This window comes from Gluconacetobacter entanii (assembly GCF_003206495.1).
GTDB lineage: Bacteria > Pseudomonadota > Alphaproteobacteria > Acetobacterales > Acetobacteraceae > Novacetimonas > Novacetimonas entanii.
Genome location: NZ_NKUF01000018.1, coordinates 41029 through 61649, shown reverse-complemented (window position 1 = coordinate 61649; position 20621 = coordinate 41029). Strand labels below are relative to the sequence as shown.

Below are 20621 nucleotides of genomic sequence, written 5' to 3'. Positions count from 1 at the left end.
AGCTTTTTGAAAAAAGCTTCACCAAAAACTTCTGCTACCCTGCGAAATCATGCCGAGGCTGACTTTTGCCCTTCCCTGACGTCATGGTTTCCAAAGGGCAATGCCCTTTGGCGGGTTTCAGGGCAGAGCCCTGATCCTCTCCCAAACAACCCGCGCATCTTGCGCCGTTTCTTTCGTGGCGGATTGGGGTATATCTGCGTGCGGCGGACATGTCGTGCGCCCTGCGTCTGATTTAGGTGGATCTGGTTTTTAGCAATGCTCGATAAGTCTTTCTCCCCCGGCGAGACGGAAACCTCCCTTTACGCATTGTGGGAGGGATGCGGAGCATTCGCCGCCGATCCCAGCAGTCCGCACCGCCCCTATACCATCATGATCCCGCCGCCGAACGTCACCGGCACGCTGCATGTCGGCCACGCCCTGACGATGACGTTGCAGGACACGCTGATCCGCTGGCGGCGCATGCAGGGGCGTGATGTCCTGTGGCAGCCCGGGACCGACCATGCCGGCATCGCGACGCAGCTTGTGGTCGAACGGATGCTGCAGAAGGAAGGCACGTCGCGGCAGGAACTGGGCCGCGAAGCGTTCGAGAAGCGCGTGTGGGAATGGAAGGCGCAGTCCGGCGGCGGCATCACGACGCAGTTGCGTCGCCTCGGCTCCTCCCTCGACTGGCCGCGTGAGCGCTTCACGATGGATGAGGGCCTGTCGAAGGCCGTGCGTGAAGTCTTCGTCACCCTGTATCGCGAGGGGCTGATCTATCGCGACCGGCGCCTCGTCAACTGGGACCCGGCGTTCCGCTCCGCCATTTCCGACCTTGAGGTCGATAATAAGGAAATGCGCGGCAGCCTGTGGTACATCCGCTACCCGGTGGAGGGACAGCCGGGCCGCACCATCACGGTGGCGACCACGCGGCCCGAAACCATGCTGGGCGACATGGCGGTGGCGGTCCACCCCGATGACGAACGCTATGCCGACCTTGTGGGACAGTCGGTCATCCTGCCGCTGACGGGACGGCGCATCCGCATCGTCGCGGACGAACATTCCGACCCTGAAAAAGGCAGCGGCGCGGTCAAGATCACGCCTGCCCATGACTTCAACGATTTCGAGGTCGGACGTCGCCACAACCTCGACATGCCCAGCGTGCTCGACGCCGATGCCCGCATCACGCTGGAGGAGATCGAGGACGAACTGCGCGCCGAAGATGGCATCGCCGATCCCGCCTTTGTCCGCACATTGCAGGGCATGCCGCGTGACGAGGCGCGCAAGGCGATCGTGGCCGAGCTTGAACGGCTGGAATGGCTGGAGAAGATCGAGGCGCACACCAACCAGGTCCCCCATGCCGAACGCAGCGGCGCGGTGGTCGAACCCCGCCTGACGACGCAGTGGTACTGCGATGCCGCCACCCTCGCCGCCCCCGCGATCGAGGCGGTGGAGACGGGACGTGTCGAATTCGTGCCGCGCCAGTGGGAAAACACCTTCTTTGCATGGATGCGCGACATCCAGCCCTGGTGCATCAGCCGCCAGCTCTGGTGGGGGCACCGCATCCCGGCATGGTACGGCCCGGACGGGCATGTGTTCGTCGCCCATGACGAAGCCGACGCCCAAACGCAGGCCCGCGCGCATTACGGCCATGACGAGGCCCTGACCCGGGACGAGGACGTGCTGGATACGTGGTTCTCCTCCGCGCTGTGGCCGTTCTCCACCCTTGGGTGGCCGGAACAGACGCCGGAACTTGCGCGTTATTACCCCACCGACGTGCTGGTCACGGGGTTTGACATCATCTTCTTCTGGGTTGCGCGGATGATGATGATGGGCCTGCACTTCATGAAGGACGTACCGTTCCGCAAGGTGTTCATCCACGGGCTGGTCCGTGACGAACGCGGGCAGAAGATGTCCAAGAGCAAGGGCAACGGCATCGACCCGCTGGAGATGATCGACACCTATGGCGCGGACGCCATGCGCTTTACGATCTGCGCGCTGACGGGCCTGGGCCGCGATGTGAAGCTGGGCCGCAGGAAGGTGGAGGAATACCGCTCCTTTACCACCAAGCTTTGGAATGCCGCGCGTTTTTGCGAAATGAACCGTGTCGCCCCGGTGGCGGGCTTCGATCCCGCCACTGTAAAGTCCCCGCTGGGCCGCTGGCTGCTGGCCGAGGCCGGGCGCGCGGTCACGGATGCCACGGCGGCGCTGGAGGCCTTCCGTTTCGATGAATACGCGGCCACCTGCTACCGCTTTGTGTGGAACTGCTTCTGCGACTGGTTCCTTGAATTCGCCAAGCCGGTCTTCAACGCCGAAGGGGATACACCCGAAGCCGCCGAAACCCGTGCGGTCACGGCACATGTACTGGGCCTGATCCTGCGCCTGCTGCAACCGGTGATGCCGTTCATCACTGATGAGTTGTGGCACCGCTTCGGCTATGGCGCGCAGGGCAGCCTGATGCAGGCGGCATGGCCCGTGCCCGACACCGTGACCGATGCCGCGCAGGCCGGGGCGGAGATGGAATGGCTGATCCGCTTCATCACCGAAATCCGCACCGTGCGGGCGGAAATGAACGTGCCGCCGTCACGCCTTGCCCCCGTCCTGCTGCGCGATGCATCGGCGCAGACACTGGCGCGCGCGGAAAAATGGTCCGAGGCCATCGGCCGTATGGCCCGCGTGTCCGAAGTCCTGCCGCTGGAAGGGGACATGCCGCAGGGTGCTGCGCAGTTGGTGGTGGATGAGGCCACGTTGGTCCTGCCGCTTGCCGGGATCATCGACATCGCGCAGGAACGCCAGCGTCTGGAGAAGGAATGTGGCAAGGTCGATGGGGAAATCGCCAAGGTCGAGCGCAAGCTGGGCAATGCCGATTTCGTCGCCCGCGCCAAGCCCGAGGTGGTGGAGGAAAACCGCGAACGCCTGGCCGCGTTCCGTGCGGAGCGCATCCGCCTTGATGCCGCGCTGGCGCGTATTTCCTGATCGTGCCGCCGCCATCACTGGCGGCGGACCTTCATCCTGACAAACTATTGAAAAACAATCGTTTGGTAAAAAAGTAAAAGTTTTCGGGTGCCGTCTTCTGATCGAAAAAGGCGGCGTTCCTCGAAGCTTTCTGAAAAAAAGCTTCACCAAGAACTTTTATCAGTTTCAGGCAGGCAGGGAGCCTCCCATGACACAGCACAAGACAGAGACAGCCGTTCTGGCCGGTGGATGCTTCTGGTGTATCGAAGCGCCCCTGCGTGAGATACGCGGCGTCCTTTCGATCGAACCCGGCTATGCCGGCGGGCAGACGCCTGACCCGACCTATGAGGCGGTCTGCACCGGAAAGACAGGCCATGCGGAGGTCGTGCGAATCGAATTCGATCCCGCCCTCCTGTCCTATCGCGACCTGCTGGGCATGTTTTTCGTCCTGCATGACCCGACAACCCTGAACCGGCAGGGCAATGATGTCGGCACGCAGTACCGTTCGGCCATTTTCACCCTGTCACCGGAACAGGACCGGATCGCCCATGAGGTGTGCGACGGACTGACGGCCGCCCATGTCTGGCCCGACCCGATCGTGACGCAGATCGTGCCGCTGGATCATTTCTATCCCGCCGAAACCTATCACCACGACTATTTCGCCAAAAATCCGGGCAATCCGTACTGCGCCGCAGTCATCCCGCCCAAGATCGCAAAGATCCGCAAGCTGTTCCGTGATCGCCTGACAACAGCCTGATCGCAACATCCTCCATCCCGCCGGATCCCGGGATGGAGGATGCAACCGGACATATCAGGGCTTCGGGTCGAACCCGTCCATCAGCCCATCAAAAAATGACCTCAGCCCCAGTCGCGGGGACTGCGCCTGTTCAATGGCAACCCCGTTGACCCCGTCCTCCGGGTATTTGGGCAGGGTGGGAATGGCCGCGTTCAGTTCCCGCCACAATGCCGCAAGCTTCTGGTGCTCCGCCTCGTGCGAGGCCGCGATATCCTGCACCAGTTTCATGCACGCGACGGCCTGCGGGTCCTTGTTCTTCACCCCATCCTTCAGCACGGTGGCGATCTCCAGCACGTCACTGGAACTCTGGTCCATCTGCGCGGACAGGGCGGAATAGGCATCTAGGATCGGTTTGAGATTCATCGGGTCTTCTCCCTCGGGTTTCACTGACATTTCTATCGTTTCCGCACCAACTGCGCACCATGCAGCGGACCGCAATTTTCCTCCCGTTCCCTGTTCCCTGCCACGACACCATGAAACCATGCAGGTCCGCACATAAAGATCCGGTGCGCGGCCTGCTCCATGCTTCGTGCACAACCCCACGGAACCACCGGAAGTTGCCCCGGACCGCGTACAGGCTCCCCCCTATATCACCATATGAATTATGTAATGTGCGATAAAAACAAAGCCCCGATCATGCCTCTCCCCTGCCCCAGAGGCCCCCACACAGGCCAACGGACAAAAAAAGGGCGGCGGGATCATACGTCCCGCCGCCCCTGCCTGTCCCGTCACGCGCCTCAGGCGACGCGTACGGGCACGATATCCGTGGATCCTAGCGATAGGCCTCGGCAAATGCCGCCGCAGCGCCAAGCAGCCCCGGCTGGGGATAGGTAATCAGCTTGACCGGCATCGCGGCCATCAGGCTTTCGAACCGTCCCTTGGCGACAAACCGCTCCGCAAAGCCGGACGCGCCGAGATGCTTGGCCAGACGCAGCCCCAGCCCACCGGCGATCACCACGCTGCCACCGCCCTGCGCCAGCGCCAGGTCGCCCGCAACCGTGCCCAGCGACAGGCAGAACCGCTCCAGCGCGGCGCCTGCCACGTGGTCGCTGCCATCAAGCGCCATGGTCCACAGCGTCTTGTCATCACGGGTGCGCACCGGCAGGTTGCCGATCTCGGCAATGGCCTCATAGAGGTTGGCAAGGCCCGGCCCCGACACCACGCGCTCCACCGACACCCGGCGATAGCGCAGCCGCAGCAGTTGCAGGATACGGTCCTCGAACTGGTCGAGGGGGGAGAAATCGATATGCCCGCCCTCGGTCTCGCACACGAAATACCCACCCTTGCGCCGCACGACATAGGCGGAACCCAGACCCGTGCCGGGACCGACAATCGTGATGATCCCTTCCTTGGGCAGCGGCATGTCCGGCCCACAGACATGCTGGAGGCTTTCTTCACCCACCTGTGCGACCGCATGGGCGACAGCGCCGAAATCATTGACCAGCACATGCTCGTCAATGCCCAGCTTGGCCCCCAGTTGCGCGGGCTGGATGACCCACGGGTTGTTCGTCAGCTTCAGGATATCGCCCTTGATCGGGCATGCGACCGCAATGCCCGCCGCACGCGGCAGGGGCTTGCCCACCACGCGGCCAAATGCCTCCCACGCCAGTTGCAGGCTGGCATGTTCGGCGCATTTCAGGGTCGTGGCCTCGCCCAGGCTGACGACACGGCCGCCCTCCACCTGCGCCAGTGCGAAACGGGCATGGGTTCCACCGATATCGACGGCTACAATTTCTTTCATGTGGGATTATTCTCCGCAGTCAGCAGGCAATCTTCTTTCGGGGGTGCGGGCCCGTTGCACGCCATGAAACGTCGCAAGTCCCGTCCCCGTCAAATCAGATCCTCTAAAATAGTGATGGGTTGTCTCCCCAGCTAAGGCAGGGAGATGACGAATGACATTGATAAAAGTCACGTTATCCCATCAATTCCGACATCGGATCGCAGGAATATTATTTTTTCTGTCCATCCTGCGGTGCCTGCCCGCGCGGCACCTGGCCTGCCTTCAGCCGTGACAGGATCCACCGCTTCAGCGGCCATGGCACGATGACGTCCACAAAGCGCAGGATGGAAAACAGGAACGGGAACACCAGATGCGCCTGCCCGCGATCGACCGCATGGGCGATCTGCCGCGCGGCGGAGGCCGGGGTCTGCATGAACGGCTTGAAGCCCACCACGCGGCGGCTCATTGCCGTATCGACAAAGCCGGGGGAAACCAGCGTGACCCCGACCCCATGCGGCGCCAGCGCCATGTGCAGCGATTCCGAAAACCGCTTCAGCCCGGCCTTGGACCCGGAATAGGCGGCGGCGAACGGTATGGCATGGAAGGCCGCGACCGAGCCGATCAGCACGATATGCCCGTGTCCGCGCCGGACCATGGCCTCTGCCGCGGCGGCGGCCATGGCCGACGGGGTGGCGTAATTGACCAGCCCGAGTTCCAGCACCATCTCCGCCTTTTCGGTCACATCGTCGGCGGTCTTCATGTCGCCAAGCCCTGCGGCAAGGATGGCAAGGTCGATGGGGGTGGCGGCGTCATCCTCGCGGTAGGCCGCGATGGCGGCATGCCCGTCCTGCAGGTCAAGCGCGCGCGTCGTGACATTGACCCCGCAACCGCGGCAGTCGCGTGCGATGGCCTCCAGCCGGCCCGCATCACGCCCCCAGAGCAGGAGATTGCGCCCCTTCCGGGCATAAAGCCGCGCCAGTTCCGCGCCGATCCCCCCCGATGCACCGGTAATCAGCACCCGTCCATGGGCCCCGTTCATGGTCTGGCTGGGCTGTGCTTCCATTGTCTGTCTTCCTTTCCACCACCATTTTGTGCCATCAGCACAACGAACGGGTTATTCAACCTTTCTACACCACTCGCGGGCATCTCCGCCACGCCGTGCCCCGCCGCGCGGCACTGGCTGATGCGCGCACAGTCAGGAAGCTGCGGACAGGTCATGAACGAAGCCGACCAACTTGTCATTATTCCCGTTTCCGGTTTTCGTCAGATGACCACCTTCATCCAGTTGCCGCGCCTGCTTTATGCGGGGCTGCCGGGATATGTGGCCCCGCTCGACATGGTGCAGCGCGACCTGCTGCTGCCCACCCGCAACCCGTTCTTCCGCCGTGGGCAGGCGCAGTATTTCCTTGCCATGCGCAACGGGCAGGCCGTGGGCCGCATTTCCGCGCAGATCGACCCCGTCGCCATTGCCCATATCGGTGAGAAGGTCGGCTTCTTCGGCGCGCTGGACGCGGTGGACGACCTCAGCGTCGTTTCCGCGCTGATCGACGCGGCGGCGATGTGGCTGCGTGAACGCGGGATGAAGGTCATGCGCGGCCCGCAGACCCCCAACAGCAATGGCGAGTTCGGGATGATGATCGAGGGGCAGCACGAACTGCCCATGGTCGCCATGCCGTGGCATCCGCACTGGCTGCCGGGCATGATGGCGGCATGCGGGATGGTCGGGCAGGAAGACCTCCTTGCCTATCGCATCTTCACCGGCCCCGATGCGGAGGAAGCGCACCTTGTCCCCTCCAGCCTCAGGATGGGCGAAGGGCGACTGGGCAGCATCACCACGAGCGGGCTGGACATGAGCAGGCTGCATGAGGAAGGGGAGACCCTGCGCCAGCTTTACAACGATGCATGGCGCAACAACTGGGGCTCCCTGCCGCTGACCCGTGACGAGATGAACGGCATGATCAGCGAGCTTCGCCCCCTGCTCAGGCCCGAGCATTACGTCCTGATCGAGCAGGACAGCCAGCCCGTGGCCTTCGCGCTGGTGGTGCCCAATGTGTATGACATTTCTGCCGACCTTGGCGGCGCGCCGTCGCCCGTGGGGTGGCTGAAACTGGGCAAGCGGCTGTTGCGGCATGAATTCCATTCCGCCCGCGTCATCCTGCTTGGCGTCAGTTCCCGGCTGGAGGGAACGGCGCTTGGTGCGATCATGCCCGCGCTTGCGATCTCCGAACTCATGAAACGCGGGCGCAGCCTGCCCTACCGGACGGTGGAGCTTGGCTGGGTGCTGGAAAGCAACCTGCCGATCCGCCGCCTGATCGAACGGATCGCGCCACAGCCCTACAAGCGCTATCGCGTGTATGACCGCGCCCTGACCGACGACGACCTGTAAGCCACGGGGGGCCACCCTGTTTCTTGGGTGCCGGGCTGTGTGGGAGCTGCCGTTTTTCATTGGGGTGAGGCTTTTTGAAGCTTTTTGAAAAAAGCTTCACCAAAAACTTTTATAACCTTCAGTATATTACTGAAAACATCATCCCAAAAAAGAACCCTGCCGCCCCTACAGATGGCTCCACCCCGTGCGCGCGACCTTCACCGCAGCACCCTGCGCATCACGCAGCCGCACGCCAGCACCCCCTGCAGGATCGACGAAACGCCCGATGCGCGTCATGCGCACCCCGTGATGACGACCGCGCGCCAGCAGCGCCTGTTCATGCTCCGGCGGCACTGCAAGCAGCAGTTCGTAATCATCCCCACCCGTCAGGCAGGTTTCACGCCATTGCGGTCCCGCCGCCCGCGCGGCATCGGACAGGGGCACGCGATCGACCTCGATCACCACCCCCACCCCGCTCTCGCGCGCCAGATGGCCCGCATCCTGCACCAGCCCGTCGGAGACATCCATCGCGGCGGAGGCGATCCCATGCAGTCCCAGCCCAAGGCGCGGGCATGGCAGGCGATAACGCGTGGCAAGGACATGGCCCGGATCCGGCACCTGCCCACGCAGCGCCAGAAGCCCAAGCGCACCGTCCCCGATCGTGCCCGTCACCCACAGCCCATCGCCCACACGCGCCGTCGTACGGCGCAGCGCGCACCCGGGGGCCACATGCCCCACGATCGTCAGGGACAGCACCAGCGGCCCCGTGGTGGATGTCGTATCCCCACCCAGCAGGCCCAGCCCATACGTCTCCTGATCGGCATGCAGGCCGGCAGCAAAGGAGGTAAACCAGCCCTCCGCAACATGGCGGGGACGCGCCACCGTCAGCAGGTAGCCCAGCGGCGTCGCATCCATGGCGGCAAGGTCCGACAGGTTGCAGCGCAGCAGCTTGCGTCCCACCGTATCGGCGGGGTCATCGGGCAGGAAATGCACGCCCTCGACCATCGCATCGACCGCCATCACCATCTGCCGCCCCGCAGGCGGGGTCAGGACAGCGGCGTCGTCACGCAGGTCCAGCGCCCCCTCCCCCGCCAGCGGGCGGAATATGCGGCCGATGAAGCCGAATTCCGCAGGCAGGGCGTCAGTTTCGCCTGATGGGTGGGGGGTGGACATACCGTTCTCTCCAACCGGTCCCTGCGACATCCCGCGCGGGGTCAGGGGACCGAAGGTTCACCATCGGCCGCCGGAGTCGCAGGGGCGGCTTCGCCGCCCGCGATACGACGTGACATCGCATCGAGAACGCCGTTGAGCATGCGCGGTTCATCGCCGGAAAAGAAACCGTGCGCGACATCCATGTACTCATTGATGATCACGCGGCTTGGCGCCGGATCCTGCGCGGTCAGTTCCCCGCCCGCCGCACGCAGCAGCGCGCGCAGCACGGGATCAAGCCGTTCCATCGGCCAGGAGGACGGCAGGACATCGACCACCATCGCGTCGATCTCCTTCTGCCGGGCCACGCTGCCACGCACGATGGCGGTGAACAGGCGCACATCGGCGTCAGGCACCAGCCCTTCGGCATAACCGGACGAGGCCTTGCCGGTCGCAAGGCGATGGCGGGTGAACTGCGACACCACGGCTTCGGCATTGTCGCCCGCCTGCTCGATCTGGAACAGGGCCTGCACCGCGCCCACGCGCGATGCCGTACGTGAACGGTTCCTGCCGCCGCGGGGTGTCTCGCCCGAAGGGGTGTCACCGGGGGCACCTGTCTGTGTCATCTCAACTGTCTCCTGCTGTCGGGCGTCGTGCGCAATGCAGGGCTTCATCGCCTCTTTGGCGCATGGGGTCCATAGGCTTTTGCCGTCATTTGTCCTCCACGGGCGGGTTCTCCCCGTCCTGAGGGGCCGCATCCGCCGCGACCGAGGTGGAGATCGTCTCCAGTATCGCGGCGAAATCCTTGGTTTCCCTGAAATCCCAGTGCACGCTGGCAAAGCGGATATAGGCGACCGAATCGACTTCCCGCAAAGTTTCCATGACCCGCCGCCCGATATCGACCGACTTGATATCAGGCTCGCCCGCCGCCTCAAGGTGACGGACCAGTCCGTTGACGATGCGTTCGATACGTTCCTCGTCCACCGGGCGCTTGCGCAGCGCGATGCGCACGGACCGCGCCAGCTTGTCGCGTTCGAACGGCACGCGCCGGCCGTCCGCCTTGACCACGATCAGGTCACGCAACTGGATGCGCTCGATCGTCGTGAAACGCTGCCCGCATGACGCGCAGATGCGACGCCTGCGGATCGCGGCCCCGTCCTCGTGCGGGCGGCTGTCCTTGACCTGGGTATCTTCATGTCCACAAAATGGGCAACGCATGGCAACCACTCGATTCAGGCGGGAATACTGCGGGCCATGGGACCACACAATCCCGCATCTTCACATTATCATTAGCAGAAAAACATGTCCTTCGCAGGACCGGCATCAGGGGAACACGGCGTGGGACAGGCGTCAGGCCGTCGGTGTCGTGGACAGGACCTGCAGCACCGCATCGCCATAGCGTTCCAGCTTGGACGACCCCACCCCCTTTATGGTGCCGAGTTCATGCAGCGTGGTGGGATGTTCCTGCGCGATGTCATGCAGCACCGCGTCGTGGAAGATCACATAAGGCGGGATTTCCTGCTCCCGCGCCTCCCCCAGCCGCCATGCCTTGAGCGCGCGGTACACCGCCGCCACGTCGGGCGGCAGGGTATCGGGATCGAACCGGCCGCTGCCGCCACGCTTTTCCCCCGCCGCCGCGCGCAGGTCCTCGGTCGCGTCCTCCCGCAGGGAGACCACCTCCTCCCCCCGCAGGATGGGACGCGCGCGCGCCTCGTCAAGGGAGAGGGCATTATATTCGCCGCTGACACGGATGGCGCCACGCGCGATCAGTTGCCGGATCACGCCGCGCCAGAACGCCTCCGGCCGGTCCTTGCCAATGCCATAGACACTCAGCCGGTCATGGCCATGGCGCGCGGCCATGTCGGACGCCTTGCCGCGCAGGACGGTGGCCACATGCACCGCGCCAAAACGCTGCCCCGTGCGATAGATGGCCGAAAGCACCTTCTGCGCCGCCACCGTGCCGTCGAACGTGACCGCCGGGTTGCGGCAGTTGTCGCAATGGCCGCAGGGCTGTTCCAGCCGTTCGCCAAAGCATGCCAGCAGCGCCTCCGTCCGGCATCCCGTCGTCTCCGCCAGCGCGATCATCGCCTCCAGCCGTGCGCTCATGATGCGGCGCTGGGCCTCCGGCGCATTGGACTGCTCCAGCCAGTAGCGGGCGCGTGCGATGTCGTCGCCACCATACAGCAGCACCGTTTCCGCCGGTTCGCCGTCGCGTCCCGCACGCCCGATCTGCTGGTAATACCCCTCGGGCGAGGAGGGCATGTCCAGATGCACCACCGTGCGCACGTCGGGACGGTCGATCCCCATGCCGAACGCGATGGTCGCCACGATGACCACCGCCTCGCCCGAGCGGAAGCGCATCAGGGCGGCGCGCTTTTCCACCGGAGACAGGCCCGCATGGAACGCCAGCGCGACATAGCCGCGATCGCACAGGGATTTCGCAATCCGCTCCGTCTTGTTGCGGCTACCGCAATAGACGATCCCCGCCTCCCCCCTGTGACGGTCGAGGATGCTGACAAGCTGGCGCATCTCCGACGTCTTGGGACGTACCACGACGTCAAGGTTGGGGCGATGGAAGCTGGCCTTCAGCACCGTGGCGTCGGGCATCGCCAGTGCTTCGAGGATGTCGCTCTGCGTGCGCGGGTCCGCCGTCGCGGTCAGCGCGATGCGCGGCACGCCGGGAAAATGGTCCGGCAGGGTGGCAAGCGCGCGGTATTCAGGACGGAATTCATGCCCCCACGCGGAAATGCAGTGGGCCTCGTCAATCGCGATGACCGACAGCGTCAGCCGTGAGAGGCGTTCAAGCATGCCCGGCGACAGAAGACGCTCTGGCGAGACATAGAGGATGTCCAGACGCCCCGCCGCAAGGTCGGAGCGCACGCGCGTCGCGTCGTCGGCCTCCTGCTCGGAATGCAGGGCGCCCGCATTGACGCCAAGCTGCCGCAGGGCCGCGACCTGGTCATCCATCAGCGCGATCAGCGGGGAAATGACAAGCCCGGTGCCCGGACGGCTGAGGGCCGGCACCTGATAACAGACGCTCTTTCCCCCGCCCGTCGGCATCAGGACGAGGCAGTCCTGCCCGGCCATGACCTGATCCACCGCCTGCTGCTGCAGGCCGCGGAAATCAGGGAAGCCGAAGACACGCGACAATATGCCGCGCGGGGATGTGTCGATATCCGCAGCCATCGTCACACACCCGTCACGGCCGCAGGGGTCCACGCCATGCGCAAACGCGTCCCGTCGGGGATCAGTTGCGGGTGACCTCGATCTCGACCCGGCGGGAGGCAAGGGCGCCGTCCTCGTTGTTCACGGGACCACGGGGCTGCTGGCGGATGCGGCTGGCGTCCACGCCATCGACGACAAGCTGGCGGCCCACGATCTTGGCGCGGTCGATGGCAAGCAGTTCGTCAGCGGACAGGTCCTTGGACGCGGCGGCGTAGCCTTCGACGCGAACGGTGCCGTGACCGGCCAGCGCGCGCTGCGCCGCCTGCGAGATGACCGTCTGGGCGGGGGTGTCAAGCTGGGTGGAGTTCTGGGTGAAGAAAACAACGAACTTCGCGGGATGTCCCCCCGCGCAACCCGTCAGCAGACCAAGACCCAGAAGGAGAGACAGGCGACGCATGATGGACCACTCCATGATAAAAATATATTTACACGGGATCGTCGCGGCCGCGTTCCCTTGTTGTTACGCGGGTGCGATGTGACCCCTAATTTCCGCTACTTCGTGCCCGCTGAGTGCCCCTGCGTCAATCCTTTCCGGCCGCAGGGCGCCCATTACCGCGTCACCGCGACGGCCTGACCGCCCGAAATACGCCATATTTGATCCAGTTGCTCCACCCCCGTCAGGCGATGGGCGATCAGGATGACGGTACGCCCCTGCGTCACTTCGTTCAGGGTGCGCAGGAAATCCTGCTCCGTCGCGGCATCCAGTCCGGTGGCGGGTTCGTCAAGGATCAGGATCGGCGCCTGCGACAGCAGCGTCCGCGCCAGCGCGATGCGCCGCCCCTGCCCGCCGGAAACACGCGCGCCCCCTTCGCCCAGCCATGTATCGAGGCCTTCGGGCATGTCGCGCACCAGGTCGCCCACGCGCGCACGGTCAAGCGCCACCCACAGGTCGTCTTCGGTCGCATCGGGCCGGCCAAGCAGCAGGTTGGCCCGAATCGTATCCTCGAACAGGTGCGTCGCCTGCGACAGCCACGCCATGCGCTGGCGCAGGGCATCATCGTCGATGGTGGCGATATCCACCCCGCCCAGCAGCACACGCCCCGCATCCGGGGCCACGACTTTCAGCAGCAGCGCCGCCAGCGTGGACTTGCCCGCGCCGGACGGCCCCAGAACGGCCACGCGGCTTCCGGCGGGGATCTCCAGCGACAGGCCATAGAACACCGGCACGCGGTCGCTGGACCAGCGGAAATGGATGTCCTCGAACCGGATGTCCGTGCCCGCGGGCGCCGGGGCCGTGCCCTGCGTCGTCGCGCCATGGGGGTTTTCATCCACCGCGACCACACGTTCGGCCGCCCGCGTCACGTTCCCCGCCAGCGCGCCGGCGCGGGTCAGGCCGCCGATGCTTTCGAACGCCGCGACCGTCAAGAACAGCACGCCCGCCGCGGGCAGCGGGGCCAGCGGTCCCATGCCGCCGATGCCAAGTGCCGCCGCCAGCACGACGACCACCGCCACCTGCCCGCACAGGTACGACGCCATCCCCGCCAGCGCCAGCGCGCGTGACTGGCGCATCTGCGCGCGGTACAGGGCATCATCGCGCGCCGTGACATGCGCCAGCATGCGCCCTTCGGCGCCAAAGGTACGGATTTCACGCAGGCCACTGACCATGTCCAGCACGCCAATGCGCAACTGCGCCGCCTGATGGTTGACCAGTCCCCCGTCGCGTCGCGCCAGCACGGCGGCGCAGGCGGGCATCACGAACGCGCCAAGCGCGAACAGGATCGCAATGGCGATGGCCAGCGGCGAATTGACCAGGTTGATGGCAATGAACAGGAACGGCAGCACCAGCAGGGCACCGGCCAGCGGCACGATGATGCGCAGGTACAGGCCGTCCAGCGTCTCCACATCCGAGACCAGCCGCGACAGCAGGTCCCCCGCGCGCCGGAAGCCAAGCCCCGCCGCCGCACCGCGCGCCAGGTGGCGGAAGAACCAGACGCGCACGTCCGCCAGCGCGCGGAACATCGCATCATGGGTGACCAGACGTTCCACATACCGCATGACAACGCGCGCGACACCCAGCACGCGCAGCGCCGCGACCGTGATCACGATGCCGCCCATCGCCATGCCCGCGACACGGATCCCCGCCTCACGCATCAGCAGCAGGCCACACAGCAGCGCCAGCAGCGACAGGATGCACCCCGCCGTCAGCAATGGCGCACGCTGCCGCCAGATCGACAGGATCGTCAGGACAGGCCCCAGCACATGCACCCGCTGTCCGGTATGGTGACGATGTTCCGTGCGCGAGCGCATCATGCCGCCGTTTCCCCTGAAATCACCTGTCCATGGTCAAGATCGACCCGCTGCCCCGTAAACATGCCCACCGCCGTGGAATGGCTGGCCAGGATCACGGTGCGCCCCTGCGCCAGCCTGCGCAGGCAGTCGAAGACGTCCACCTCCGTCGCGGGATCGAGGTGCGACGTCGGTTCGTCAAGCAGCAGCAGCGGCGCATCCTTGAGGAAGGCGCGCGCAATCGCGATGCGCTGCGCCTGTCCGCCCGACAGGCCGAACCCACCTTCGCCAATGCGGGTTTCCAGTCCCTGCGGCAGACCATCGGCAAAGCGATCGACCGCAGCCGCGCGGATCGCCGCCTGCACGGCGGCCTCATCCGCGTCGGGACGGGCAAAAAGGATGTTTTCACGCAAGCTGCCCGCGAACAGGACCGGCTTCTGCCCGATCCATGAAATCATCTCGCTCAGCGCCTGCGGCATGATCGTCGTGATGTCGGTGTCATTGAACAGCACCCGCCCCTGCGCGGGCGTGATGAAGCCCAGCAGCATTTCCATGATGCTCGACTTGCCCGACCCCGACGGCCCGGCAAGGATCAGCGTCTGGCCCGCAGGCACGCTGAAGCTGACATCACGCAGGGTCGGCCCACGCGCCGCGTCCCATGTGAAATCGACATGTTCGAACCGCACGCCGACGCCATGACCGCCCGTGGCACCGGTGCCAAGGATCCTGTCCTCCGCCGTGCGGACCTGCGTCGCCGATGGCAGGGCCACCATGGCCGCCGCCGCACCCGAGGCATGGGCACGGTCCTGGTACGCCAGCGCCAGCCCCCGGAACGGCGCGAAGAATTCCGGCACCAGGAGCACCACGAACAGCGCGCGCACGGCGGTTTCCGTCATCTGCGCCGCCGGTGCCCCGGACTGGTGCAGCGCCATCAGCACGGCCCCGTTGCGCAGCGCGATCACCACCAGCGCTACCACCATGGCACAGTCGATGGAGGCCGAGGACAGGAACGCCACGCGCAGCACCTTCATCGTGCGCCGCCGCAGGTCATCGGCGGAGGCGGCCAGCCTGCGGGCCTCGTCCTCCGTCCGGCCGGCCAGCACGATGGTCGCGATCCCGCGCACGCGGTCAAGGAAACGCGCCTGAAGCCGCTGCATCGCAAGGAACTGGTTGCGGGAGGCGACGGCCGCGCCAATGCCGAAGATCGCCTGCCCGAACGGCACGGCAATCCCGCACAGCGCCATGACCAGCGCCGATCCCGGCTGCACGAAGGCCGCGATGACGCCAAGGATGAAGGGGGCGGCCATCCACAGGATGGATGCGGGGAGCCAGCGGGCGAAGAAACCGTCCAGTGCCTCGATCCGGTCCACCGCCAGCGCCGTCAGCGCGCCGCTGTGCTGCTGGCGCAGCAGGGCGGGGCCGCCATGGAGGATGGATGACACGACCTCACCACGCAGCCGCCTGCGTGCCTGCATGCCCGCGCGCGCCGCCGCCATGTCCGAAAGCGCCTGGCACACGGCCCGCAGCAGCGCGAGGACCACCAGTCCCGCCAGCGACCATCGCGCAGGTGTGCCCGCATCGGACGGCAGCAGCACATGGCCAAGGACATTGGCCACGCACCACACCTGCCCCGCCCCCAGCATGCTGGAGATCAGGCCAAGGCACACGACGGGCATGGCCTGCCTGCGCCCCAGACGTGACTGCGCCCGCGTCCACGCCTTCATCACTGTCTTGTCATCACTCATGATCGCTCCCTATACCGAATGAACCGGATCAGGGACAGTCATCAGGCCCCGTGGGGGTGTAACGCTGGCATGGGGCAGCCATGCAATTTTTGCCCCTCAGATATCATCCTGATCGGGTTCGGGCTGCTGCAGGACGAACACCAGCACGTAGCGCGTGCCGTTTTCCTCGAACATCTGTAACTCCCCGCCCAACTGCCGGGCGAACCCGCGGATCAGTTGCAGCCCGATGCCGCTGCGCTCCTCGCTCCCGCGGCGCACGCGCCCCGCCGCCATGCCCACGCCGTCATCGGCGATCCACAGGCAGGCGCGCATCTTGTCCACCTGCCGCAACCCGACCTCCAGCGTGCCGCGCGCACCATCGGGGAAGGCGTATTTTATGGTATTACTGACCGCCTCGGTCACGATCAGGGCCAGCGGCACCGCCTGGTCGGGGACCATCAGCAGGTCCTCCACCTGGATGTCGAGCGTGATGCGCCCGTCATCTGCCTCCCCGATCGCATGCATGATCTGCCCGCACAGTTCGCGCACGAAGCTCTGCATGTTCAGGTTGTACAGCCCCCCCTCGGCATAGAGGTAGCGGTGCAGCGTCGCCAGCGCGCGCACGCGGTCGCGGGCCTGGGCGAATTCCTCCCGCGCGGCAGGCTGCGTGATGCGCCCGGCCTGCAGGTTGAGCAGGGAGGCCACGATCTGCAGGTTGTTCTTGACCCGATGGTGCATTTCCTTGAGCAGCAGTTCCTGCCGCACGGCCGCGCGTTCCAGCCTGCGTTCATGCCGGGCAAGCCTGCGCGTCGCCTTGCTGAAGGCATGGGCAAGCTGGCGCACCTCGAACGGCATGGCCCAGTTGGAGCGGACATCATACACGCCGCCCAACTGCCACAGATTGACCGATGCCGTCAGCTTGCGCAGGGGGGAGACAATCAGCACGTCCGCGCTTTTCGACGCGCCCAGCAGGCCCGTCAGCAGCAGCAGCCCACCACCGACCAGCGCTATGGCGAACATCAGCACGGCGTGGCGTTCATTGGCGTTGCGCCGCGTCACCGCCAGCACGAAGACACCGCCTTCGACACGGCCAAGGGAGAATGCACCATCCGGCAGGGCGCCACTCGCATGGTCATGGCCACCGCGCATGATCCGCCGCACCCGCTCCATCAGCATGGCGGACGGCATGCGGGGCCAGTCGCAGTCCCCGCACAGGGGCGCCGCGGCGGAGCCATCGGGACTGAGCAGCCAGATCGCAACGGGATTGTCGCGCTGCACGATATCCAGGCGCGGGTCGCCCGGACGCAGTTTCCCGTCATCCCACGACAGCGGCATGATGGCCGTCAGGAAACCGCTGCGGGCAAGGTGGCCGCTGCCATCGCCGATCATGGTGGCGACGGTCACGCGAAAGGCGACGGGAATCCCGTGGGAATCCGCGCCCCCGTTGATGGCGGAAACACGCACATCCCCCTGGAAGCGCGGCATGTCGTCAAGCACGAGGCGCCTGCGTCCCTCCGCCCTGCCGACCTGCGTCACGATGTTGCCCAGCGCATCCACCAGCGCGATCTGGTCGTAATGATGCCCCGTCAGGGACTGCGCCAGTTCCAGCATGCGCCGGATACCTTCGTCATCCAGCGCCATATGGCCGACGACACGCAGCATGCTGCCCAGGTCATCGACCTCATGGCGGATCTCGAGGTTGAGGCGCTCCAGCGTCAGGTCGGTGCGGAAGCCGGGGGCGGCAATCGTCTTGTCATAATTGCGCCAGGCCTGCACCGCACCGATCAGGGCGATCGGCATCGCCGCGAACAGGATGATGGCCATCATGCGCATCCGCACCGCATCGAACAGCCGACCGATACGGAGCAGGGTGCGCCAGGGCCTGCCCTCGCCATTCCGGGATGCGGAACGGCGGAACATGGTTTTCATCTATTTCTTGCGCTCGCGGTCGTTTTCTATCAATCGCAGCAGTTCGTCAGGTACCGGTTCGTTGGCGACATCATCGAACAATTGGTGCAGTCCCCGCTTCAACCACAGTTCGAATGCGTCATTCGACCCGTTTTTGCTTTTCTTATCTGGTTGCCTAGGAGGACAGTTCTCCTTTAACGGCATCTCATTTTCCCGAAGCTTATACTCATCTACCCACAAACTTCGGATAAGCATCGCAGTTGCAATCTATTTTCCGAAAGAAGTCGGGAGCAAACCAGTTCCCGCCCCTTTCCCGTGCCACATTTTGATCACAATTCAAAGCATCATTTTAAGAATTGGTTACGTTCCCGATCCCTTCATCAGCCCATCTGGGTGCGCGCGGCGTCACGCGTGGCGCCCCCTGCGCGCAGGCGGGCGACGACACCACGCAGGCGCACCGTCTCCGTGCTATGCTCCTCGCCCTCGAGCCAGGTCTCAAGCTGGCGGCGGGCGCGAAAGACGCGGCTCTTGGCAGTCCCCACGGCGCAGCCACTGGCTTCGGCAAGTTCCTCGTAGCTCATGCCCTGCATGACGACCATCACCAGCGCCTCGCGCTGGTCGGCGGGCAGGCGGTCCATCGCGCTGGCGAGTTCCTTGACCGCGAGGCGTTCCTCATGCGCGCCGCTGCACGCCAGCGCGGAGGTGGGCACATCCTCGATATCGCCGGTCTCGCGCTTCTTGCGCAGGTCGGAGATGAAACGGTTGCGCAGGATACGGTGCATCCATGCGGGGAAATTCGTTCCGGGAGTAAAGCTGTGCTGCGCCGAAAGCGCATTGCACACCGCGTCCTGCACAAGGTCATCGGCAGCGGCGCGGTTGCGTGTCAAGGACAGGGCCTGGACCCGCAGTCGGGGCAGGAGGGCAATCACCTGGTCGTGAAAGTCATTTGTCATTGTCGTGTCCCCTTTCATACACGTCCAATGGACGGGCCGGCGAAAGGGTTGCATATAAAATGTAACGAAACCGTGAGTTGCAGCACATTCCCGCAACGCCACGGCCTCAGTCCTGTCCCCCGGGGTCGGGCGGTGGCGTTCCGTCAGGCGCGCTGGCGACCATCGCCATGATCTGCGCGCGTGCACGCGACACCCGCGCCTTGAGCGTGCCGACACTGACGCCGCAGACCTCCGCCGCCTCGGCATAGGTCATTTCCTGCACCCCCACGAGCAGCAGCGCCTCGCGCAGGCGGGGCGTCAGCCGCCAGATCACCTCGTCAAGGTCGCGCAGGTCGTCCCCCCTGCTGGCTGGCGCGTCGGCGCGGGCGAGGTCGGGGCTGGCGGCGTAATCGGACATCACGTCGCGTTCACGCCTGCGCCGGCGCGCGGTTTCATAAAAAAGGTTGCGTGCTATGGTATAGAGCCATGCACGCAGGTTCGTGCCCGGCTGGAACTGTTCCAGCGCGGCAAGCGCGCGCAGCACCGTTTCCTGCACCAGGTCATCGGCCGAGGAGACCTCCCCGGTCAAAAATCTGGCAAAGCCCCGCAATTGCGGCAAAATAGACATGATCTCCTTGCGCAGTTGGGTTACGGTCTGCGAATTGGCTGACATGCTCTGGGTCAGTGTGTTTGACTCTCCGTGTTCCGGCAGCGCAGCCTAACGCCGTAATGGTTTACGGTGTAACAATTTCTTCGGGGAGATGAAGTCCACATGCCGCTTTCCCGGCGTCAAGATCTGCTCCGCGCCCTTCCCTATGCCAGACGCTATGCAAGGGCGCTGTCCGGCAGCCAGTCACGGGGGGATCTCCTCGTGGCCGAGAGTCTGCGTGAACTTATCGCCGTCGATGATCCCGCCATGCGTCCGCGCCTGCGCCTGTACCAGTGGATATCGCGTCACTACACCTCCTCCACCACGCCGCCCGCGTCGGGCGACCTGACGGTGCTCGACCGGCAGTTGCTGCTGCTGACCGCACTGGAGGAACTCAGCCTTGCGGATGCCGCGCGCGTGCTGGGACTGGACGAGGCGACGGCGCGCACGACACTGGAACATGCCTATGCGGGCCTGCGTTCGTGCGCGCAGACGAATGTCCTGATCATCGAGGACGAACCCATCATCGCGATGGATATCGAGGAACTGGTCCACAAATGCGGGCACAAGATCGCCGGTGTCGCCGCGACGGAAAAGGAAGCGATCGAGATCGCGACCCGCACGCGCCCGGGCCTGATCCTTGCCGACATCAACCTTGGCGCGGGGGGCGACGGCATGACGGCGGTGTCGCAGATCCTGCAGCAGCAGAACATTCCCGTGATCTTCGTCACCGCCTACCCCGAGCGCCTTCTGACGGGCGAGAGGATCGAACCCGCCTTTGTCATCACCAAGCCGTTTGAGCCGCTGACACTGGCGATCGCGACCTATCAGGCGGTCAGCGGCGGCCTGCCGCTGGGCTGATCCCCGGCACGGCCGCCCCGGCACGCCGGCATGACCGACCGCCCGCGATGGCGGGATGCGGCAGATGGACGCAGAACAGTTACGCGATACAGGCATGACGATGACTGCCTTGCATCCGCTGCACACCCTGCGACA

The 20621-nt window shown here is 65.2% G+C and carries 18 protein-coding genes; 4 read left to right on the top strand and 14 right to left on the bottom strand.

The window, feature by feature from the left end:
* The first annotated feature begins 255 nt into the window (after nt 1-255).
* Nucleotides 256-2952, top strand: a complete 2697-nt coding sequence (locus tag CFR72_RS09550; RefSeq protein ID WP_110913728.1) for a valine--tRNA ligase — start codon at nt 256-258, stop codon at nt 2950-2952.
* 187 nt (nt 2953-3139) lie between these two features.
* Entirely contained in the window at nt 3140-3688 is a 549-nt protein-coding gene (gene msrA / locus CFR72_RS09545; RefSeq protein WP_110913727.1) for a peptide-methionine (S)-S-oxide reductase MsrA, read from the top strand.
* A 54-nt stretch (nt 3689-3742) separates the two neighbouring features.
* On the opposite strand, the gene CFR72_RS09540 is transcribed toward msrA, so the two are convergent.
* From CFR72_RS09540 to CFR72_RS09530, 3 genes are all read right to left on the bottom strand, one after another.
* Nucleotides 3743-4090 carry a hypothetical protein gene (locus CFR72_RS09540; RefSeq protein ID WP_110913726.1) on the bottom strand — a complete coding sequence of 116 codons (348 nt, stop codon included), beginning with the start codon at nt 4088-4090 and terminating at the stop codon, nt 3743-3745.
* Between the two features lie 409 nt (nt 4091-4499).
* Nucleotides 4500-5468: a glucokinase gene (gene glk / locus CFR72_RS09535; protein ID WP_110913725.1), complete on the bottom strand. Its 969-nt coding sequence runs from the start codon at nt 5466-5468 to the stop codon at nt 4500-4502.
* Between the two features lie 208 nt (nt 5469-5676).
* Nucleotides 5677-6510, bottom strand: coding sequence for an SDR family NAD(P)-dependent oxidoreductase (locus tag CFR72_RS09530; RefSeq protein WP_110913724.1), 834 nt, complete (start codon nt 6508-6510; stop codon nt 5677-5679).
* 153 nt (nt 6511-6663) lie between these two features.
* On the opposite strand from CFR72_RS09530, the gene CFR72_RS09525 reads away from it, so the two are divergent.
* Nucleotides 6664-7833, top strand: coding sequence for a hypothetical protein (locus CFR72_RS09525; protein WP_110913723.1), 1170 nt, complete (start codon nt 6664-6666; stop codon nt 7831-7833).
* A 165-nt stretch (nt 7834-7998) separates the two neighbouring features.
* Here the strand turns inward: CFR72_RS09525 and thiL are convergent, their stop codons facing one another.
* From thiL to CFR72_RS09470, 11 genes are all read right to left on the bottom strand, one after another.
* Nucleotides 7999-8985 (bottom strand): thiamine-phosphate kinase, encoded by a 987-nt coding sequence (gene thiL / locus CFR72_RS09520; RefSeq protein ID WP_110913722.1) that lies wholly within the window; start codon nt 8983-8985, stop codon nt 7999-8001.
* A 41-nt stretch (nt 8986-9026) separates the two neighbouring features.
* The gene (gene nusB / locus CFR72_RS09515; RefSeq protein ID WP_110913721.1) at nt 9027-9587 is read right to left on the bottom strand and encodes a transcription antitermination factor NusB; all 561 of its coding nucleotides are present in this window, start codon (nt 9585-9587) and stop codon (nt 9027-9029) included.
* Between the two features lie 85 nt (nt 9588-9672).
* Nucleotides 9673-10179, bottom strand: coding sequence for a transcriptional regulator NrdR (nrdR, locus tag CFR72_RS09510; RefSeq protein ID WP_110913720.1), 507 nt, complete (start codon nt 10177-10179; stop codon nt 9673-9675).
* A gap of 132 nt (nt 10180-10311) precedes the next feature.
* Nucleotides 10312-12147 carry a DNA helicase RecQ gene (recQ, locus tag CFR72_RS09505; protein WP_110913719.1) on the bottom strand — a complete coding sequence of 612 codons (1836 nt, stop codon included), beginning with the start codon at nt 12145-12147 and terminating at the stop codon, nt 10312-10314.
* 61 nt (nt 12148-12208) lie between these two features.
* Nucleotides 12209-12583, bottom strand: a complete 375-nt coding sequence (locus CFR72_RS09500) for an OmpA family protein (protein WP_110913718.1) — start codon at nt 12581-12583, stop codon at nt 12209-12211.
* A 152-nt stretch (nt 12584-12735) separates the two neighbouring features.
* On the bottom strand, nt 12736-14433 hold the full coding sequence (gene cydC, locus CFR72_RS09495; protein WP_110913745.1) for a thiol reductant ABC exporter subunit CydC: 1698 nt from the start codon (nt 14431-14433) through the stop codon (nt 12736-12738).
* Nucleotides 14433-16157: a thiol reductant ABC exporter subunit CydD gene (cydD, locus tag CFR72_RS09490; RefSeq protein ID WP_110913717.1), complete on the bottom strand. Its 1725-nt coding sequence runs from the start codon at nt 16155-16157 to the stop codon at nt 14433-14435. The genes cydC and cydD overlap by 1 nt, the downstream gene beginning before the upstream one ends.
* A 96-nt stretch (nt 16158-16253) precedes the next feature.
* Entirely contained in the window at nt 16254-18065 is a 1812-nt protein-coding gene (locus CFR72_RS09485) for a sensor histidine kinase (RefSeq protein WP_390670335.1), read from the bottom strand.
* Nucleotides 18066-18248, bottom strand: coding sequence for a NepR family anti-sigma factor (locus CFR72_RS09480; RefSeq protein ID WP_110913743.1), 183 nt, complete (start codon nt 18246-18248; stop codon nt 18066-18068). It abuts the gene before it with no gap.
* A 176-nt stretch (nt 18249-18424) separates the two neighbouring features.
* Nucleotides 18425-18997 (bottom strand): sigma-70 family RNA polymerase sigma factor, encoded by a 573-nt coding sequence (locus CFR72_RS09475; RefSeq protein WP_110913716.1) that lies wholly within the window; start codon nt 18995-18997, stop codon nt 18425-18427.
* 106 nt (nt 18998-19103) lie between these two features.
* Nucleotides 19104-19649 (bottom strand): sigma-70 family RNA polymerase sigma factor, encoded by a 546-nt coding sequence (locus CFR72_RS09470; protein WP_244182239.1) that lies wholly within the window; start codon nt 19647-19649, stop codon nt 19104-19106.
* Nucleotides 19650-19748: 99 nt separating this feature from the next.
* Here CFR72_RS09470 and CFR72_RS09465 point away from each other — a divergent pair, with 99 nt between their 5' ends.
* Nucleotides 19749-20486 (top strand): response regulator, encoded by a 738-nt coding sequence (locus CFR72_RS09465; protein WP_110913715.1) that lies wholly within the window; start codon nt 19749-19751, stop codon nt 20484-20486.
* Nucleotides 20487-20621 lie beyond the last annotated feature (135 nt).

What these genes read in the sequence shown, in the direction of transcription:
- CFR72_RS09550 (WP_110913728.1), top strand. Translation starts at nt 256, where the DNA reads ATGCTCGATAAGTCTTTCTCCCCCGGCGAGACGGAAACCTCCCTTTAC.
- msrA (WP_110913727.1), top strand. Translation starts at nt 3,140, where the DNA reads ATGACACAGCACAAGACAGAGACAGCCGTTCTGGCCGGTGGATGCTTC.
- CFR72_RS09540 (WP_110913726.1), bottom strand. Translation starts at nt 4,090, where the DNA reads ATGAATCTCAAACCGATCCTAGATGCCTATTCCGCCCTGTCCGCGCAG.
- glk (WP_110913725.1), bottom strand. Translation starts at nt 5,468, where the DNA reads ATGAAAGAAATTGTAGCCGTCGATATCGGTGGAACCCATGCCCGTTTC.
- CFR72_RS09530 (WP_110913724.1), bottom strand. Translation starts at nt 6,510, where the DNA reads ATGGAAGCACAGCCCAGCCAGACCATGAACGGGGCCCATGGACGGGTG.
- CFR72_RS09525 (WP_110913723.1), top strand. Translation starts at nt 6,664, where the DNA reads ATGAACGAAGCCGACCAACTTGTCATTATTCCCGTTTCCGGTTTTCGT.
- thiL (WP_110913722.1), bottom strand. Translation starts at nt 8,985, where the DNA reads ATGTCCACCCCCCACCCATCAGGCGAAACTGACGCCCTGCCTGCGGAA.
- nusB (WP_110913721.1), bottom strand. Translation starts at nt 9,587, where the DNA reads ATGACACAGACAGGTGCCCCCGGTGACACCCCTTCGGGCGAGACACCC.
- nrdR (WP_110913720.1), bottom strand. Translation starts at nt 10,179, where the DNA reads ATGCGTTGCCCATTTTGTGGACATGAAGATACCCAGGTCAAGGACAGC.
- recQ (WP_110913719.1), bottom strand. Translation starts at nt 12,147, where the DNA reads ATGGCTGCGGATATCGACACATCCCCGCGCGGCATATTGTCGCGTGTC.
- CFR72_RS09500 (WP_110913718.1), bottom strand. Translation starts at nt 12,583, where the DNA reads ATGCGTCGCCTGTCTCTCCTTCTGGGTCTTGGTCTGCTGACGGGTTGC.
- cydC (WP_110913745.1), bottom strand. Translation starts at nt 14,433, where the DNA reads ATGCGCTCGCGCACGGAACATCGTCACCATACCGGACAGCGGGTGCAT.
- cydD (WP_110913717.1), bottom strand. Translation starts at nt 16,157, where the DNA reads ATGAGTGATGACAAGACAGTGATGAAGGCGTGGACGCGGGCGCAGTCA.
- CFR72_RS09485 (WP_390670335.1), bottom strand. Translation starts at nt 18,065, where the DNA reads ATGAAAACCATGTTCCGCCGTTCCGCATCCCGGAATGGCGAGGGCAGG.
- CFR72_RS09480 (WP_110913743.1), bottom strand. Translation starts at nt 18,248, where the DNA reads ATGCCGTTAAAGGAGAACTGTCCTCCTAGGCAACCAGATAAGAAAAGC.
- CFR72_RS09475 (WP_110913716.1), bottom strand. Translation starts at nt 18,997, where the DNA reads ATGACAAATGACTTTCACGACCAGGTGATTGCCCTCCTGCCCCGACTG.
- CFR72_RS09470 (WP_244182239.1), bottom strand. Translation starts at nt 19,649, where the DNA reads ATGTCAGCCAATTCGCAGACCGTAACCCAACTGCGCAAGGAGATCATG.
- CFR72_RS09465 (WP_110913715.1), top strand. Translation starts at nt 19,749, where the DNA reads ATGCCGCTTTCCCGGCGTCAAGATCTGCTCCGCGCCCTTCCCTATGCC.